This window comes from Enterobacter cloacae complex sp. P2B, assembly GCF_014895985.1.
In the GTDB taxonomy this organism is placed as follows: Bacteria; Pseudomonadota; Gammaproteobacteria; order Enterobacterales; family Enterobacteriaceae; genus Enterobacter; species Enterobacter bugandensis.
This window is the reverse complement of the sequence record NZ_JADBQQ010000001.1, coordinates 110,333-127,738: the sequence shown is the minus strand read 5'-3', so window position 1 is coordinate 127,738 and position 17,406 is coordinate 110,333. Positions and strand designations below refer to the sequence as shown.

The 17,406-nt window shown below is 56.4% G+C and carries 17 protein-coding genes; 10 read left to right on the top strand and 7 right to left on the bottom strand.

All coding sequences use genetic code 11. From position 1 onward, the window contains the following. Positions 1–6 precede the first annotated feature (6 nt). From IM313_RS00615 to rluF, 4 genes are all read left to right on the top strand, one after another. Positions 7–1,638: a Na/Pi cotransporter family protein gene (locus IM313_RS00615; protein ID WP_041911578.1), complete on the top strand. Its 1,632-nt coding sequence runs from the start codon at positions 7–9 to the stop codon at positions 1,636–1,638. Positions 1,639–1,782: 144 nt separating this feature from the next. Further along, positions 1,783–2,133: a type II toxin-antitoxin system RelE/ParE family toxin gene (locus tag IM313_RS00610; protein WP_032654612.1), complete on the top strand. Its 351-nt coding sequence runs from the start codon at positions 1,783–1,785 to the stop codon at positions 2,131–2,133. A 2-nt stretch (positions 2,134–2,135) separates the two neighbouring features. After that, positions 2,136–2,474, top strand: coding sequence for a helix-turn-helix domain-containing protein (locus IM313_RS00605; protein WP_192972050.1), 339 nt, complete (start codon positions 2,136–2,138; stop codon positions 2,472–2,474). A 53-nt stretch (positions 2,475–2,527) separates the two neighbouring features. Next, complete coding sequence (rluF, locus tag IM313_RS00600; protein WP_047366837.1) at positions 2,528–3,400, top strand: 23S rRNA pseudouridine(2604) synthase RluF; 873 nt, start codon at positions 2,528–2,530, stop codon at positions 3,398–3,400. Here rluF and IM313_RS00595 read toward each other — a convergent pair whose 3' ends face one another. The 3 genes from IM313_RS00595 to lysC form a co-directional block, all read right to left on the bottom strand. Continuing rightward, positions 3,401–3,673, bottom strand: a complete 273-nt coding sequence (locus tag IM313_RS00595) for a DUF3811 domain-containing protein (protein ID WP_003860346.1) — start codon at positions 3,671–3,673, stop codon at positions 3,401–3,403. 50 nt (positions 3,674–3,723) lie between these two features. Next, positions 3,724–4,668: a ketopantoate/pantoate/pantothenate transporter PanS gene (panS, locus tag IM313_RS00590; protein ID WP_028015121.1), complete on the bottom strand. Its 945-nt coding sequence runs from the start codon at positions 4,666–4,668 to the stop codon at positions 3,724–3,726. Between the two features lie 93 nt (positions 4,669–4,761). Then, entirely contained in the window at positions 4,762–6,111 is a 1,350-nt protein-coding gene (gene lysC, locus IM313_RS00585; protein WP_041911575.1) for a lysine-sensitive aspartokinase 3, read from the bottom strand. 374 nt (positions 6,112–6,485) lie between these two features. Here lysC and pgi point away from each other — a divergent pair, with 374 nt between their 5' ends. From pgi to IM313_RS00560, 5 genes are all read left to right on the top strand, one after another. Next, a complete protein-coding gene (pgi, locus tag IM313_RS00580) occupies positions 6,486–8,135 on the top strand; it encodes a glucose-6-phosphate isomerase (protein ID WP_048998333.1) in 1,650 nt (549 codons plus the stop codon). 366 nt (positions 8,136–8,501) lie between these two features. After that, entirely contained in the window at positions 8,502–8,744 is a 243-nt protein-coding gene (gene yjbE, locus IM313_RS00575) for an exopolysaccharide production protein YjbE (protein ID WP_013095034.1), read from the top strand. Positions 8,745–8,807: 63 nt separating this feature from the next. Then, positions 8,808–9,446: a YjbF family lipoprotein gene (locus IM313_RS00570; RefSeq protein ID WP_028015124.1), complete on the top strand. Its 639-nt coding sequence runs from the start codon at positions 8,808–8,810 to the stop codon at positions 9,444–9,446. Then, the gene (locus IM313_RS00565) at positions 9,443–10,183 is read left to right on the top strand and encodes a capsule biosynthesis GfcC D2 domain-containing protein (protein WP_048998331.1); all 741 of its coding nucleotides are present in this window, start codon (positions 9,443–9,445) and stop codon (positions 10,181–10,183) included. Before IM313_RS00570 ends, IM313_RS00565 begins: the two co-directional genes overlap by 4 nt. Further along, positions 10,180–12,276 carry a YjbH domain-containing protein gene (locus tag IM313_RS00560; protein WP_192972049.1) on the top strand — a complete coding sequence of 699 codons (2,097 nt, stop codon included), beginning with the start codon at positions 10,180–10,182 and terminating at the stop codon, positions 12,274–12,276. Before IM313_RS00565 ends, IM313_RS00560 begins: the two co-directional genes overlap by 4 nt. 78 nt (positions 12,277–12,354) lie before the next feature. Here the strand turns inward: IM313_RS00560 and IM313_RS00555 are convergent, their stop codons facing one another. Next, entirely contained in the window at positions 12,355–12,807 is a 453-nt protein-coding gene (locus IM313_RS00555; RefSeq protein ID WP_028015127.1) for an acyltransferase, read from the bottom strand. A gap of 96 nt (positions 12,808–12,903) precedes the next feature. Between IM313_RS00555 and psiE the strand changes: the two genes are divergently transcribed. After that, positions 12,904–13,314: a phosphate-starvation-inducible protein PsiE gene (gene psiE, locus IM313_RS00550; protein WP_000202963.1), complete on the top strand. Its 411-nt coding sequence runs from the start codon at positions 12,904–12,906 to the stop codon at positions 13,312–13,314. Between the two features lie 96 nt (positions 13,315–13,410). On the opposite strand, the gene malG is transcribed toward psiE, so the two are convergent. From malG to malE, 3 genes are all read right to left on the bottom strand, one after another. Further along, on the bottom strand, positions 13,411–14,301 hold the full coding sequence (gene malG, locus IM313_RS00545; RefSeq protein WP_006810496.1) for a maltose ABC transporter permease MalG: 891 nt from the start codon (positions 14,299–14,301) through the stop codon (positions 13,411–13,413). Positions 14,302–14,315: 14 nt separating this feature from the next. Next, entirely contained in the window at positions 14,316–15,860 is a 1,545-nt protein-coding gene (gene malF, locus IM313_RS00540) for a maltose ABC transporter permease MalF (protein ID WP_047362613.1), read from the bottom strand. Between the two features lie 120 nt (positions 15,861–15,980). Beyond that, positions 15,981–17,171: a maltose/maltodextrin ABC transporter substrate-binding protein MalE gene (malE, locus tag IM313_RS00535; protein WP_192972048.1), complete on the bottom strand. Its 1,191-nt coding sequence runs from the start codon at positions 17,169–17,171 to the stop codon at positions 15,981–15,983. Between the last annotated feature and the right edge of the window lie 235 nt (positions 17,172–17,406).

The following is a 17,406-nucleotide window of genomic DNA, read 5'->3' as shown; positions in this document are numbered from 1 at the left end:
ACTTCCGTGCTGACGTTGTTACATCTGCTTTCGGCAGTCGCACTGCTCGTATGGGGCACCCATATTGTCCGCACCGGCGTGATGCGCGTGTTCGGCGCGCGCTTACGTACCGTCCTCAGCGGCAGCGTTGAGAAGAAGCCGCTCGCCTTCTGCGCGGGGATTGGCGTCACGGCGCTGGTGCAAAGCAGCAATGCCACCACCATGCTCGTCACCTCGTTCGTGGCGCAGGATCTGGTCGCGCTCGCCCCGGCGCTGGTGATCGTGCTGGGTGCTGACGTCGGTACCGCGCTGATGGCGCGTATCCTGACGTTCGATCTCTCCTGGCTGTCGCCGCTGCTGATTTTCATCGGTGTGATCTTTTTCCTTGGCCGCAAACAAACGCGTGCCGGGCAGCTTGGCCGCGTGGGCATTGGCCTCGGGCTGATTCTGCTGGCGCTGGAACTGATTGTGCAGGCGGTGACGCCTATCACCCAGGCGAACGGCGTGCAGGTCATCTTCGCCTCGCTGACCGGTGACATCATGCTGGATGCGCTGATCGGGGCAGTGTTTGCCATCATCAGCTACTCCAGCCTGGCCGCCGTGCTGCTGACGGCCACGCTCACCGCCGCGGGCGCGATCTCCTTCCCGGTGGCGCTGTGTCTGGTGATCGGCGCTAACCTCGGCTCTGGCCTGCTGGCGATGCTTAACAACAGCGCGGCCAATGCTGCCGCCCGCCGCGTGGCGCTGGGGAGTTTGCTGTTTAAGCTGGTGGGCAGCCTGATTATTCTGCCGTTTGTCCATCCGCTGGCAAACCTGATGGACAACCTCCCGCTGCCGAAAGCGGAGCTGGTGATCTACTTCCACGTCTTCTATAACCTGGTGCGCTGCCTGGCGATGGTGCCGTTTGCCGCGCCGATGGCCCGCTTCTGCGAGCGTCTTATCCGTGATGAACCGGAGCTGGACGCGCGCCTTAAGCCGAAGCATCTGGATACCTCCGTGCTGGACACCCCCGCGCTGGCCATCGCCAACGCCGCCCGCGAAACGCTGCGCATGGGCGACGCGATGGAAACCATGCTCGAAGGGCTGAAAAAGGTGATGCACGGCGAGCCGCGCGAGGAAAAAGAGCTGCGCAGGCTGGCGGACGACATCAACGTGCTGTATACCGCCATCAAGCTCTATCTGGCGCGTATCCCGCAGGACGAGCTGGCGGAAGAGGAGTCCCGCCGCTGGGCGGAAATCATTGAGATGTCGCTTAACCTGGAGCAGGCCTCGGACATCGTTGAGCGTATGGGCAGCGAAATCGCGGACAAATCCCTGGCCGCGCGTCGGGCGTTCTCCGTGGAAGGGCTGAAGGAGCTCGAAGCGCTGCACGAAAAGCTGGTGAGCAACCTGAAGCTGGCGATGTCGGTGTTCTTCTCCAGCGACGTACCGAGCGCGCGCCGCCTGCGCCGCAACAAGCATCGTTTCCGCATTCTCAACCGTCGCTACTCGCACGCCCACGTTGAGCGCCTGCATCAGCAGAACGTGCAGAGTATCGAGACCAGCTCACTCCATCTGGGGCTGCTGGGGGATATGAAGCGTCTTAACTCGCTGTTCTGCGCGGTGGCGTATAGCGTGATGGAACAGCCGGATGAAGATGACGAGCGGGATGAGTATTAATCTCTGAAAGCGCCTCGCAGATCCTCTCCATGAGGCGTGACCAAACTCCACTGAAAACGTAACGTCACTCCTCAGGTCATAAGCAGACCTGTGGAGTGAGACAATGTAATCTTTTATGTATAAAATTTTATACAGGGATGTGGTATGCTTTCAGAAAAACCAGCAATGAGACCCATTGCATGGATGGGGAGTGCCTTCGATGATTTGCTCGGCTTCCCGGAGGAAATCCGGCGGGATGCAGGGTATCAGCTACATCGATTACAGGCTGGATTAGAGGCGGCAGACTGGAAGCCGATCTCAGAGATTGGCAAAGGCGTTGCAGAGATACGGCTACGCGGTGACACGGGCGCATACCGAATCATCTATTTGGCTCGTTATGAGGATGCTGTTTACGTACTGCATTGCTTTAAGAAGAAAACGCAGCGGACATCAGGCCATGATAAATACATAGCAAAGGCACGTTTTCAGGCGGTGCTTGATGCTCGGAGAGGATGAAAATGGGAAGACGCGTTGATACAAAAATTCGGCATGTGACAGCTTCAGAAACGAACATTTTTGCTGAGCTGGGTTTTGAAGAAAGTAAAGCTAAACAGTTGCACGAAAGTGCCGAAAAAGAGGTTGAGCAGTTGCTTGCCATCAAGCGGCAACTGATGCAGGAAATTTCCTCGTGGATTGCGGAGAATAAACTGCGTCAGACTGACGCTGCCGTCAGGCTAAACGTCTCTCGTCCCCGCGTGTCTGATGTCGTGAACCTCAAAACCAGTAAGTTCACCCTTGATACGCTGATCATGATGTTATGTAAACTTGGAAAACCCGTCTCAGTTACCGTCGGCTAATCTTTTTTTCCAGTCCATACCTAAGGTATATTTCGCCCTTCACAGGAGAAACTATGCTGCCAACTCAATCAACCCGATTAAACAAGTACATTAGCGAGAGCGGGATCTGCTCACGTCGCGAGGCGGACCGTTACATTGAACAAGGTAACGTGTTCCTCAACGGCAAACGCGCCACTATCGGTGACCAGGTGGTCCCTGGCGACGTGGTTAAAGTGAATGGTCAGCTCATTGAACCGCGTGATGCTGAAGACCTGGTGTTTATCGCGTTGAACAAACCGGTTGGGATTGTCAGCACCACGGAAGACGGCGAGCGGGACAACATTGTTGATTTCGTGAACCACAGTAGCCGTATTTTCCCGATTGGCCGTCTGGATAAAGACTCTCAGGGGCTGATTTTCCTCACCAACCACGGCGACCTGGTGAACAAAATTCTGCGTGCCGGTAACGACCACGAGAAAGAGTACATCGTGACGGTGAACAAGCCGGTGACGGACGAATTTATCCGCGGCATGGGCGCAGGCGTGCCGATTCTGGGCACCGTGACGAAGAAGTGCAAGGTCAAAAAAGAAGCGCCCTTTGCGTTCCGTATCACGCTGGTGCAGGGCCTGAACCGCCAGATCCGTCGCATGTGCGAGTATTTTGGTTATGAAGTGACGAAGCTGGAACGTACGCGCATCATGAACGTCAGCCTGTCCGGGATCCCGCTGGGCGAGTGGCGTGACTTAACGGACGACGAGCTGATCGAGCTGTTCAAGCTTATCGAAAACTCCTCGTCCGAAGCGAAGCCGAAAGCCAAAGCCAAACCGAAAACGCAGGCGATTAAACGTCCGGTGGTGAAGGCACCGCAGGCGGAAGAGAAAGGGCGGGGCAAGCCGGGTAACGGAAAACGCTTTACCCAGCCGGGGCGCAAAAAGAAAGGGCGCTGATTAGCGCCTTCCACGGGTTGATGTATTGGCGGACCAGGAAAAGGTCGCCTCTGCATCCGGCTTATAAGCCTGCTCTTTTTTCAGCTTGCGGGCTTTTTTCGCCGCAGCCTCACGTTGCGCCATCAGCTTGTCGATATACTCTTTTTTAACCTGATTGGTTTCGGCGTTCGTCAGCGTGCGGCCATGGGCGATGCGGGCGCGGTCGAGAAGCGTTTTAAGTTCACGCTGCTCGGCTTCCGTCATGTCTTTCTGGGTCAAACGTGGTGTAGCCATTGCTGAAGCCTCCTGATGGGGAGGCTTCAGTGTAAAGCAAGCCGCGTCAATTAACCCTGCTTCAGCGCATCTTTTTTCGGTTGTTCATCAATCGGTTTACCGGACCAGTAGCCCGCCAGCAGCGAACCGGACAGGTTGTGCCAGACGGAGAACAGCGCGCCCGGGAGGGCCGCCAGCGGTGAGAAGTAAATTTTACCCAGCGCCGCTGCCAGGCCGGAGTTCTGCATGCCTACCTCGATTGCCAGCGTGCGGCAGGTGGACTCGTCAAAGCCAAACAGCTTCCCGCCCCAGTATCCGCCCAGCAGGCCGATGGTGTTGTGCAGCACCACCGCGACGATCACCACAAAGCCTACGGAGGCAATGTGCGACGCGGAACCGGCCACCACGGCGCTGATGATCGCCAGAATGCAGACCATCGAAAACGCGGGCAGGTATGGCTCAACCGCTTTCACCACGCGCGGGAACAGATGGTGAATGACCAGCCCCAGCGCAATCGGGATCACCACAATCTGCAGAATGCTGAGCAGCATGCCCATCACATCCACCTGAATATGTGCGTCCACGTACAGGCGGGTTAACAGCGGTGTGGCAATCACGCCAACCAGCGTGGATACCGAAGAGATGGTCACGGAGAGCGCCACGTCACCTTTCGCGAGATAGATCATCACGTTAGATGCCGTACCGCTGGCGACGCTGCCCACCAGCACCATCCCGGCGGAGAGATCGGGCGGCATCTTAAAGGCCATCGCCAGCAGCCAGGCCGCGAGCGGCATCACCAGGTAGTGCAGGAAGATCCCTGCAGCCACCGGCGCCGGGCGCGACAGCACGCGTTTAAAATCGTCGATTTTCAGGTGCACGCCCATGCCGAACATAATCAGCATCAGCAGCGTGGTGACCCACGGACCAATGCCCGTGAACGTGTTAGGGGTGTAATACGCGAGTACGGAGAGCAGCAGCGCCCATAGCGGGAACAGCCGGGTGATAGCGGATAACATAGTGAATTCCTTGCAGTATTGTCGTGTTGTTTAGTTATGAAAAAGCCGGGTCTGTGCCCGGCTTATAGGTATTGTTTATCGTGCTAACGAATTTTATTCAAACAAATTCTGATGAAGTTTCTGCACCACCTGCTCGGCCTGATCGGCAGGGACCAGGAAGCAAAGGTTATAGCTGGAGGCACCGTAGCAGATCATGCGGATGTTGAACGGGTCAAGCACGCCGAACACCTCTTTGCCCACGCCGCAGGCGCGAGACAGCTTGTTACCGATGATGGCCACCAGCGCCAGGTCTTCTTCGACCTCCACGCGGCACAGCTCAGACAGCTCAATCAGCAGCGACTGCGTCAGCAGGGTGTCGCCGGTGGAGGTGGAGCCGGTGGTGTCCAGCGTCAGCGCAATGCTCACCTCAGAGGTGGTAATCAAATCTACAGAGATGTTATGGCGCGCGAGGATGCCAAACACTTCCGCCAGGAAGCCGCGGGAGTGCAGCATATTGTGGCTGTGCAGCGTGACCAGCGTCTGGCGGCGGCGCAGGGCCAGCGCGCGGAACAGTGGCGGGTTCTCGGTTTTCTTGCAGACCAGCGTCCCGCCCGCTTTTGGATCTTTACTGGAGCCAACGAAGACCGGAATATCGCTGCGCACGGCGGGCAGCAGCGTTGCCGGGTGCAGCACTTTCGCGCCGAAGGTGGCCATTTCCGCCGCTTCTTCAAAGGCGATCACGTCAATACGTTTTGCCGCGGAAACCACGCGCGGGTCGGTAGTGTAAATACCCGGCACGTCAGTCCAGATATCCACGCGCGTTGCGTGCAGGGCTTCGCCCAGCAGCGCGGCGGTGTAATCGCTGCCGCCACGGCCAAGCGTGGTCGTGCGTCCTTTCGCTTCGCTGCCGATAAAGCCCTGGGTGATCACCATGCCTTCTGCCAGGCGCGGCGCCAGCTGCTGGTTGGTGAGCTCGGCCAGCATCTCAACGTCCGGTTCAGCGCGCCCAAAACGATCGCTGGTGCGCATCACTTTACGCACGTCAAACCACTGCGCCTGAACGTTACGCTCGCGCATAATTTCCACAAACAGCAGGGTAGACATCAATTCACCGTGGCTGACCAGTTCATCGGTCAGGGCGGTAGAGGTGGCCAGGGACGCCGCTTCTGCCAGGGTGGTGATATTTTCCAGCAGGCGCTCCACTTCTTCGCGGATCACGTTCGGGTTTTGCAGACGTTCAAGAATGTCGAACTGAATTTTGCGCAGTGCATCCAGCTTCACGAAACGTTCTGTCGCTTCCAGTCCTTCAGACAGAGAAACCAGCAGGTTCGTCACGCCGGCGGATGCAGAGAGCACCACCAGGCGGGTATTCGGATCGGCCAGCACCACATCGGCGCTGCGGTTCATGGCATCGTAATCGGCCACACTGGTGCCGCCAAACTTGGCGACCACAAAACTCGTCATAACAACCTCGTGTCAGGGAATGAATAAGCGACCTTGGCACAAGAATGAAACGAAAACAGGTGCAGGCGCAAAATACGGCCCTATAAATAAAATGCGGGGGAGGTCCTGTCAATGCTGGGATTATGCGGATTTTTTATGGGGGGGTACCCCTGAGAAACAGGACTTATAACAGGCCCATATTTTATGCTCCTTTTTACCCCCTTTTGACCGACATTTCGCCACGCCGGAAGGGCGCGACAGCAGCTATACTTTTCGGGTCTTTTCACCTGCGTTTGATGCAGACCAGGGCAATGGCATAAAAACCATCACAATTTTTATTTGCAGGCGCTACAATCGACCGCAGTCACAATTCTCAAATCAGAAGAGTATTGCTAATGAAAAACATCAACCCAACGCAGACCGCTGCCTGGCAGGCACTACAGAAACATTTTGATGAAATGAAAGACGTCACCATCGCGGATCTGTTCGCGAAAGATGCCGATCGTTTCACTAAATTCTCCGCGACCTTCGATGACCTGATGCTGGTGGATTTCTCTAAAAACCGCATTACCGAAGAGACGCTGGCAAAACTGCAGGATCTGGCGAAAGAGACCGAGCTGGCCGACGCCATCAAATCCATGTTCTCCGGCGAGAAGATCAACCGCACCGAAGACCGTGCAGTGCTGCACGTGGCGCTGCGCAACCGTAGCAATACGCCAATCATCGTTGACGGCAAAGATGTGATGCCGGAAGTGAACGCGGTGCTGGAAAAGATGAAAACGTTCTCCGAAGCGATCATCTCCGGCAGCTGGAAAGGCTACACTGGCAAAGCGATCACCGACGTGGTTAACATCGGTATCGGCGGCTCTGACCTCGGTCCGTTCATGGTGACCGAAGCGCTGCGTCCTTACAAAAACCACCTCAACATGCACTTTGTCTCTAACGTCGATGGTACCCACATCGCCGAAGTGCTGAAGAACGTAAACCCGGAAACTACCCTGTTCCTGGTGGCGTCTAAAACCTTTACCACCCAGGAAACCATGACCAACGCCCACAGCGCGCGCGACTGGTTCCTGAAAACCGCGGGCGACGAAAAGCACGTGGCGAAACACTTTGCGGCGCTCTCCACCAACGGTAAAGCGGTAGGCGAGTTTGGCATCGATACGGCGAACATGTTCGAGTTCTGGGACTGGGTTGGCGGCCGCTACTCGCTGTGGTCTGCAATCGGTCTGTCCATCATCCTGTCCGTGGGCTTTGACAACTTCGTTGAGCTGCTCTCCGGCGCGCATGCGATGGACAAACACTTCTCCACCACCGCGCCTGAGAAAAACCTGCCGGTGCTGCTGGCGCTGATCGGTATCTGGTACAACAACTTCTTCGGCGCTGAAACCGAAGCGATCCTGCCATACGACCAGTACATGCACCGTTTTGCGGCCTACTTCCAGCAGGGCAACATGGAATCCAACGGTAAGTACGTTGACCGTAACGGCAACGCGGTGGATTACCAGACTGGCCCGATCATCTGGGGCGAGCCGGGCACCAACGGCCAGCATGCGTTCTACCAGCTGATTCACCAGGGTACCAAAATGGTACCGTGCGATTTCATCGCCCCGGCGATCACGCACAACCCGCTGTCCGACCACCATCCGAAGCTGTTGTCTAACTTCTTCGCACAGACCGAAGCGCTGGCGTTCGGTAAATCCCGCGAAGTGGTTGAGCAGGAATACCGTGACCAGGGTAAAGATCCGGCCACGCTGGAGCACGTTGTGCCGTTCAAAGTGTTCGAAGGCAACCGCCCAACCAACTCCATCCTGCTGCGCGAAATCACCCCGTTCAGCCTGGGCGCGCTGATTGCGCTGTACGAGCACAAGATCTTCACCCAGGGCGCGATCCTGAACATCTTCACCTTTGACCAGTGGGGCGTTGAGCTGGGCAAACAGCTGGCAAACCGCATTCTTCCAGAGCTGGGTGACGATAAAGCCATCGACAGCCACGACAGCTCCACCAATGGTTTGATTAACCGTTATAAAGCATGGCGTGCGTAATTAATATGTCATGAAAAATGCCGGCGATATGCCGGCATTTTTTTATCGGATAATTCCTGATGTCTGTTAGTTAACTCAAATTCTGACTCTGAGTTTAATCTGAAAAAGGCGGTTAACCTGCTAATTGCTGCGGTTTATTTTAAGAAAATACGTAGAGCTAAGATAATAAGGATATATTATAATTTATTGATTTTTATCGATTATTTATTTCAAATATTTGTTTTTCGTTTCTGTTTTATCCATTAGTCCGAAAACCATTCCCCTATTTCCCCCCACGGTAAACCCTCTGCTGTAGTTGTGTATACTCGATTCCGCCTGAATTTCTTTTCGGGCAAATCTCCATTCATTCATTGAAGGGAAATTGTTATGAAGAAAGTACTGTATGGCATTTTTGCCATATCTGCACTTGCGGCGACGTCTGTCTATGCAGCTCCGGTCCAGGTCGGGGAAGCAGCAGGGTCGGCAGCGACGTCTGCGTCTGCGGGAAGTTCTACCGCAGCCAGCACCAGCACCGTAAGTTCAGCCGTGGGTGTCGCGCTGGCGGCAACCGGTGGCGGTGATGGCTCCAATACCGGAACCACGACCACTACGACAACCAGCACCCAGTAATACCGGGTGTTTTAATCATAACCACACTTCGGTGTGGTTATTTCGCCCCTTCGGAGAAGAGTCGTGAAGCGACCTGCAATCATTCTGATTTGCCTGCTGTTGCAGGCGTGCTCAGCCACCACCAAAGGGCTGGGACATTCACTGTGGGAAAGCCTGTTCGGCACGCCGGGCGTTCATCTGACCGATGACGAACTTCAGAACATGCCGTACGCCAGCCAGTACATGCAGCTAAACGATGGCCCGCAGCTGTTTGTGGTGCTCGCTTTCGATGAAAACGGGCAGCAGAAATGGGTGACGCAGGATCAGGCCACCATCGTCACGCAGCATGCCCGAATCGTGAAAACGCTGCTCGGCGGCGACAACTTGCTCGAGGTGAATAATCTCGCCGAAGACCCGCTCATCAAGCCAAATCAGATCGTCGACGGCGCAAGCTGGACGCGCACGATGGGCTGGACCGAGCATAAGCAGGTGCGCTACGCCACGGCCCGCTCCACCTTCCGCTGGGACGGTACGGACAACGTGAAAGTCGGCAGCGACGAAACTCAGGTGCGCGTATTGGATGAGAAGGTGACAACCGACCAGGCCACCTGGCATAACCGCTTCTGGATCGACGAGGATGGGCAGATCCGTCAGTCCTTGCAGTATCTCGGTGCCGGTTTCTTCCCGGTGAAAACCACCCTGATCAAGGCGGCGAAATCATGAAAACGCTCATCCACGCTGCGCTTCTCGCCAGCCTTGCCGCGCCGCTGGCATGGTCCGCAGGAACGGTAAAGGTCTACACGCCGGACAGTGAAAAACCCAAAACCTTAACCAACGCCGAGCATCTGCTCGATCTCGTCGGGCAGCCAAAGCTTGCCAACAGCTGGTGGCCGGGAGCGGTGATCGGCGAGCGTCAGGCGACGGTTAAGGCGGAGCAGGAACACCGTGCCCTGCTGACCCGCCTGACGAGCCTGGCGGAGCAGGAAGACGGCGACGATGCCGCGGCCATTAACAGCGTTCGCCAGCAGCTTCAGGCGCTGAAAGTGACAGGCCGCCAGAAAGTCAATCTTGATCCAGATGAAGTGCGCGTCACTGAAAAGGGCAACCCCACGCTTGAAGGGGAGTACACCCTCTGGCTTCCGGTGAAGCCGACGACGGTGACCGTGATGGGGCTTATCAGCAGCCCCGGTAAAAAGCCCTTTACGCCCGGCCGCGACGTGGCGAGCTATCTCGACGAACAAAGCCTGCTGAGCGGCGCGGATAACAGCTACGCATGGATTATTTATCCAGACGGGCATACGCAAAAAGCGCCGGTGGCGTACTGGAATAAACGCCATATCGAACCCATGCCGGGCAGCATCATTTTTGTCGGTTTTGCCGACCATTTCTGGACGAAGGCATATGACGGGCTTAACGCCGATATCCTTCACTCCCTGACACAGCGGATACCGGAAGAATGAAAAGAACCTATCTCTACAGCATGCTGGCGCTCTGCGTAAGCGCCGCCTGCCATGCAGAAACGTATCCGGCACCTATTGGCCCGTCTCAGTCAGACTTCGGCGGCGTCGGTTTACTGCAAACGCCTACCGCGCGCATGGCGCGTGAAGGGGAAATTAGCCTTAACTACCGCGATAACGACCAGTATCGCTACTATTCTGCCTCCGTACAGCTTTTCCCGTGGCTTGAAACCACGCTGCGCTACACCGACGTGCGTACGAAACAGTACAGCAGCGTCGACGCCTTCTCCGGCGATCAGACCTACAAAGATAAAGCCTTCGACGTCAAGCTGCGCCTGTGGGAAGAGAGCTACTGGATGCCGCAGGTCTCCGTGGGTGCAAAAGATATCGGCGGTACCGGCCTGTTCGACGCGGAATACATCGTGGCCAGCAAGGCCTGGGGACCGTTTGATTTTTCTCTCGGTCTTGGCTGGGGCTATCTCGGCACCAGCGGCAACGTTAAAAACCCGTTCTGTACCTACAGCGATAAATACTGCTACCGCGATAACAGCTACAAGAAAGCCGGTTCCATCAACGGCGACCAGATGTTCCACGGCCCGGCCTCGCTGTTCGGTGGTGTGGAATACCAGACGCCGTGGCAGCCGCTGCGCCTGAAGCTGGAGTACGAAGGGAACGACTACTCGCAGGACTTCGCCGGGAAGATTGAGCAGAAGAGCAAGTTTAACATCGGCGCCATTTATCGCGTCACCGACTGGGCCGACGTTAACCTCAGCTACGAGCGTGGCAACACGGTGATGTTTGGCTTCACGCTGCGCACCAACTTCAACGACATGCGGCCGCACTACAACGATAACGCGCGGCCTGCCTACCGGCCGGAGCCGCAGGATGCGATTCTGCAGCACTCCGTGGTGGCAAACCAGCTGACCCTGCTGAAATACAACGCCGGCCTGGCCGATCCGAAAATTCAGGTGAAAGGCGATACGCTGTACGTCACCGGCGAGCAGGTGAAATACCGCGACTCGCGGGAAGGGATCGAACGCGCCAACCGGATCGTGATGAACGATCTCCCGGACGGGATCCGCACGATCCGCGTGACGGAGAACCGCCTGAATTTGCCGCAGGTCACCACCGAAACCGATGTCGCCAGCCTCAAGCGCCATCTTGAAGGCGAACCGCTCGGGCATGAAACTGAGCTGGTGCAAAAACGCGTAGAGCCGATCGTGCCGGAAACCACCGAGCAGGGCTGGTATATCGATAAATCGCGCTTTGATTTCCATATCGATCCGGTACTGAACCAGTCCGTCGGCGGGCCGGAAAACTTCTACATGTATCAGTTGGGTGCGATGGCGACGGCGGATCTGTGGGTCACCGACCACCTGCTGACCACCGGCAGCCTGTTCGGCAACATTGCGAACAACTACGACAAGTTTAACTACACGAACCCGCCGAACGACTCGAAGCTGCCGCGCGTGCGTACCCGCGTGCGTGAATACGTGCAGAACGATGTCTACGTGAATAACCTGCAGGCCAACTACTTCCAGTACTTCGGCAACGGTTTCTACGGCCAGGTTTACGGTGGCTATCTGGAAACCATGTTTGGTGGCGCGGGGGCGGAAGTGCTGTATCGTCCCGTCGACAGCAACTGGGCGTTCGGGATTGATGCCAACTACGTTAAGCAGCGTGACTGGCGCAGCGCGCAGGACATGATGAAGTTCACCGACTACAGCGTCAAAACCGGCCACCTGACCGCCTACTGGACGCCTTCGTTCGCGCAGGACGTGCTGGTGAAAGCCAGCGTCGGCCAGTATCTGGCGGGCGACAAGGGCGGCACGCTGGATATCTCCAAACACTTCGACAGCGGCGTCGTGGTGGGCGGCTACGCCACCATCACCAACGTCTCGCCGGACGAGTACGGGGAAGGGGACTTCACCAAAGGGGTTTACGTGTCGATTCCGCTGGATCTGTTCTCATCCGGTCCGACCCGCAGCCGTGCGGCAGTGGGCTGGACGCCGCTGACGCGTGACGGTGGTCAGCAGCTTGGGCGTAAGTTCCAGCTGTACGACATGACCAGCGATAAGAATATTAACTTTCGCTGATGCTTCACGCCGGGCGGCACTGCGTTTGCCCGGCCTACGGTTTTTGTAGGCCCGGTAAGCGCAGCGCCACAGGGCGAATCACAAGCGGCGCAGCAGCCTCGCCGGGTTCCCGGCATAGACACCTTTCTCGACGATCGATTTTGTCACTACGCTTCCCGCCCCAATCACCGCTCCGTCGCAAATGGAGACCGCCAGGATGGTGGCACCGCTGCCAATCGACACATCATTTCCGATGGTAATGTGGCCCCAGCTGGTCCGGTCGGCGTTCGGTTTCCCCTCACGAAACATATCGTTCGCAAACATCACGCCATGGCCAACAAAGCAACGCTTACCGATGGTCACATACTCACAGATGAAGGTGTGCGACTGAATTTTGCTGTCGTCACCGATGCGCGAATTGCCCTGAATTTCAACAAACGGGCCGACGAACACGCCGTTGCCCAGTACACAGTCGTAAAGATTAGTGGGTTCATATACGGTCACATTGTCGCCGCACGTCACGTTGCGAACCCCGGTTGGTTTACGATCCATCGGTTACCTCCCTACATAAAACATAATTAAAAAATATAGATCCCCGTCACATTTTTGCGTTATACAGGAATCTCGTCCTGGAGAATGAGGTGCTGTATGACATCCCTGACTCGCCCGCGCGTTGAGTTTATCTCAACGATACTCCAGACCGTGCTGAACCTCGGTCTGCTGAGCCTTGGCCTGATCCTGGTCGTCTTTCTCGGCAAAGAGACGGTGCATCTGGCGGATGTGCTGTTCGCCCCTGAGCAAACCAGCAAATATGCGCTGGTGGAAGGTCTGGTGGTCTACTTTCTCTACTTTGAATTTATCGCCCTGATTGTGAAGTACTTCCAGTCCGGCTTTCACTTCCCGCTGCGCTATTTTGTTTACATTGGCATCACCGCCATTGTGCGGCTGATCATTGTCGATCATAAATCCCCGCTCGACGTGCTGATCTACTCGGCGGCGATCCTGCTGCTGGTGATCACCCTTTGGCTGTGTAACTCGAAGCGGCTGAAACGCGAATAAAAAAATGGCGGCCCGGAGGCCGCCTAACAACAGTCACAAGTTGGGTCAATACAATACGTCTAAAGTTGAGGGTTGCAGTGGCATAACAGATGAAACTTAACCTTTCACGCCGCCCGCCGTCAGGCCATTCACCAGCCAGCGCTGGGCCAGCAGGAACACCACGGTAATCGGGATGGCAGACAGTACGGCCGCCGCGGCAAAGTCGCCCCACAGGTAGTTTTGCGGGTTGAGGTATTGCTGCATACCTACGGCCAGGGTGTAGCTGTTCACATCGCGCAGTAACAGTGAGGCGACCGGTACTTCGGTGATCGCCGCGATAAACGACAGGATAAACACCACCGCCAGAATCGGCACTGACAGCGGCAGCAGCACCAGACGGAACGCCTGCCACGGGGTAGCACCATCCAGCGACGCCGCCTCTTCCAGCGAGCCGTCGATGGTTTCGAAATAGCCTTTAATGGTCCACACATGCAGGGCAATACCGCCGAGATAGGCAAAGATCACGCCGCCGTGGGTATTCAGGCCGATAAACGGCACGTACTGGCCGAGACGGTCAAACAGGGCATACAGCGCCACCAGCGACAGCACCGCCGGGAACATCTGGAAAATCAGCATGCCTTTCAGCAGCGTTGCTTTGCCCGGGAAACGCATGCGGGCGAAGGCATAAGCACAGGTGGTGGAGAGCGTCACGATGCCGATCGCGGTGATGGTTGCTACCTTCACCGAGTTCCACAGCCACAGCAGTACCGGGAACGGCGGCGGGGTGACGCGGCCATCGGCGTGCTCCACGCTGAAGCCCAGCGCGAGCTTCCAGTGCTCCCAGGAGATTTCATCCGGGATCAGGCTCCCGGTCGCAAAGTTACCCGAGCGCAGGGAGATGGCGATAACCATCAGCAGCGGGAACATGATGGCCGCGATGAAAATCAGCAGGCCTAAGTGCGTCGCGAGGAGGCGCAGCTTCTGAGATTTGGGTTGTACCATTGCCATGTTCAGTGCCCTCCTTAGTCAAATTTCATACGTGTGGCTTTCAGGTTCACAATCGCCAGAGCGCCAACCAGCAGGAAGATCAGGGTGGCAATCGCCGCCGCCAGACCAAAGTCCTGGCCGCCGCCGCCTTCAAAGGCGATACGATAGGTGTAGCTTACGAGCAGGTCGGTATAGCCTGCCGGCGTGGTGGTGCCGAGACGATCCGGGCCACCGTTGGTCAACAGCTGAATCAGCACGAAGTTGTTAAAGTTAAAGGCGAAGCTGGCAATCATCAGCGGCGTCAGCGGCTTAATGAGCAGCGGCAGCGTAATTTTAAAGAAGTTCTGGAACGGACCCGCGCCGTCCATCGCCGAGGCTTCATACAGATCGTCCGGAATCGCCTTCAGCAGCCCCATGCACAGGATCATCATGTACGGATAGCCCAGCCAGGTGTTGACGATGATAATCATCGAGCGGGCGGTGGTCGGGTCGCTGAACCAGGCCGGTTTGATACCGAACAGCGCGCTCAGCATCATGTTGATTTCACCGAAGCTCTGGTTAAACAGCCCTTTGAAAATCAGAATCGAGATAAACGACGGTACGGCATACGGCAGAATCAGCAGCACGCGGTAAATCGCTTTGCCTTTCAGGGACTCCCACTGCACGAGGCAGGCCAGCACCATGCCTACGGCAACGGTCAGGATCACCGTCAGCACCGAGAAGACCACCGTCCAGACGAAGATGGCGAAGAACGGCTTCTGGATGCCTTCGTCGGTAAACACGCGGGTAAAGTTGTCCCAGCCGATGGTGACGGTATAGCCAGGGCTGAGCTTGTCATCACCCCATTTGCCATCGGCATTTACAGACTGATAAAAACCAATGTCGTTATTCGGACGGTACTTCACGCCGCTCTGGTTGTTGGTCAGCGTGCCGTCGTCCGCCAGGGTATATAGCGGCTGCGTGCCGGAGAACTGGCGCAGCGAGCTCATGGTCACTTTGCTTTCATCGGGCAGCACGGCGGTGAGCTGGGTCAGCGCCTGGCGATTCTGGGTAATGATACGCAGGTTCGCACGTTCACCCTCCGGCAGGGCCGCGGCCTCTTTTAAGACCAGCTTCTGCTCGCCGCCAAATTTGAACGCGTCGGAAAGATAGTTTTTGCCGCTCTCACCGTCAGTGAGCGCTAACTTCCACTCGTCACCTGCAGGATACAGACCGAAGTTGAAGGTTTTACCCGCCTGATAAGAGCGATCCAGAAGCACCTGAGTGGCGCGCTCCTGCGCGAGCTGATTGGTGCTGCTGTAGTTGGTGAACGCAATGGCGATGGTGCAGATCAGCGGGAACAGGACAAACAGCCCCATCCCGGCCACGCCCGGGTAGACATAGCGCCAGGCATAGGCTTTACGGTTGGCGAAAATATACAGGCCAGCAGAGCTTAAGATCAGCGTCATGATGGCGAACAGATATTCCCCTTGTACGTACATTAAAACAACAAGGTAACCCACCAGCAGACACAGCAGACCGATCGCTGACCACTTCAGCGCGTCGCTTTGCCACCAGTGCTTCTTTTTAATGACATCCATGGGGTTCTTCCTCTACAACGGTGGAAACTTTTCGTCAGGTGGCGCTGCGCTTACCTGACCTACGGATCGTGCCGTAGTCGTAGGGCGGGTAAGCGCACGCGCCACCCGCCGTTTTTCTTCTTACTTAGTAATACGACCCTGAGCATCCTTCAGCGCGGCATCGACGGTCTGGCGACCGCTTGCAGCGTTGATAACGGCGGTACGGGTGGCGTACCAGAACGCGGCCATCTGTGGGATGTTCGGCATGATTTCGCCTTTCTGAGCGTTATCCATGGTTGCCGCGATGCGTGGATCTTTTGCCAGCTGATCCTGGAAGGATTTTAGCGCCACGGCGCCCAGTGGTTTGTCCTTGTTCACTTCACCCAGACCCTGATCGGTCAGCAGGTAGTTTTCCAGGAACTCTTTCGCCAGCTCTTTGTTCGGGCTGGCGGCGTTGATGCCCGCGCTCAGCACGCCAACGAACGGTTTAGACGGCTTGCCGTTGAAGGTTGGCAGCAGGGTCACGCCGTAGTTGATTTTGCTCTTGTCGATATTGGTCCAGGCCCACGGACCGTTGATGGTCATCGCGGTTTCGCCTTTGTTGAACGCCGCTTCCGCGATGGAGTAGTCGGTATCCGCGTTCATGTGTTTGTTCTTAATCAGGTCAACCAGGAAGGTCAGGCCTTTTTTCGCGCCCGCGTTGTCCACGCCCACGTCTTTCACGTCATATTTGCCGTTTTCAAACTTGAACGCGTAGCCGCCGTCGGCAGCAATCAGCGGCCAGGTGAAGTACGGCTCTTGCAGGTTGAACATCAGGGCGGATTTACCTTTCGCCTTCAGCTCTTTATCCAGTTTCGGGATCTCTTCCCAGGTTTTCGGTGGGTTTGACACCAGGTCTTTGTTGTAAATCAGAGACAGGGCTTCAACCGCAATTGGGTAGGCGATCAGCTTGCCGTTATAGCGAACGGCGTCCCAGGTGAACGGGAACAGTTTGTCCTGGAAAGCTTTGTCTGGCGTGACTTCAGCCAGCAGGCCAGACTGCGCGTAACCGCCGAAACGGTCATGTGCCCAGAAGATGATGTCCGGGCCGTCGCCGGTTGCTGCAACCTGCGGGAATTTCTCTTCCAGTTTGTCCGGATGCTCTACGGTGACTTTGATACCGGTGTCTTTCTCGAATTTTTTGCCCACTTCGGCCAGGCCGTTATAGCCCTTGTCGCCGTTAATCCAGATAACCAGCTTGCCTTCTTCAATTTTGGCGAGCGCTGGGGCGGAAACCATCATTGCTGCAAGGGCGGACAATGCGAAAACGCGTGCGCCAGTCTTGATATTCATATCTGCCATCCTTTTTGGTGATGTGCTCGTGGATACATAAGGTGGTTCAACGTGACTCAGTCTCCTTATTTGACATCCTCTTTCCATCCTCCCAACCCCTACGCCCCACCCCCCGTTTGTGTGATCTCCGTTGCATAAATTTAAGTTATGAGTGCTGGCGCACATAAAAACCCACCGAATTTTGCAGGCGGCTTCACGAATTTCGCCTCAGCCCCCCGGCTGCGGTCGCAGAGCC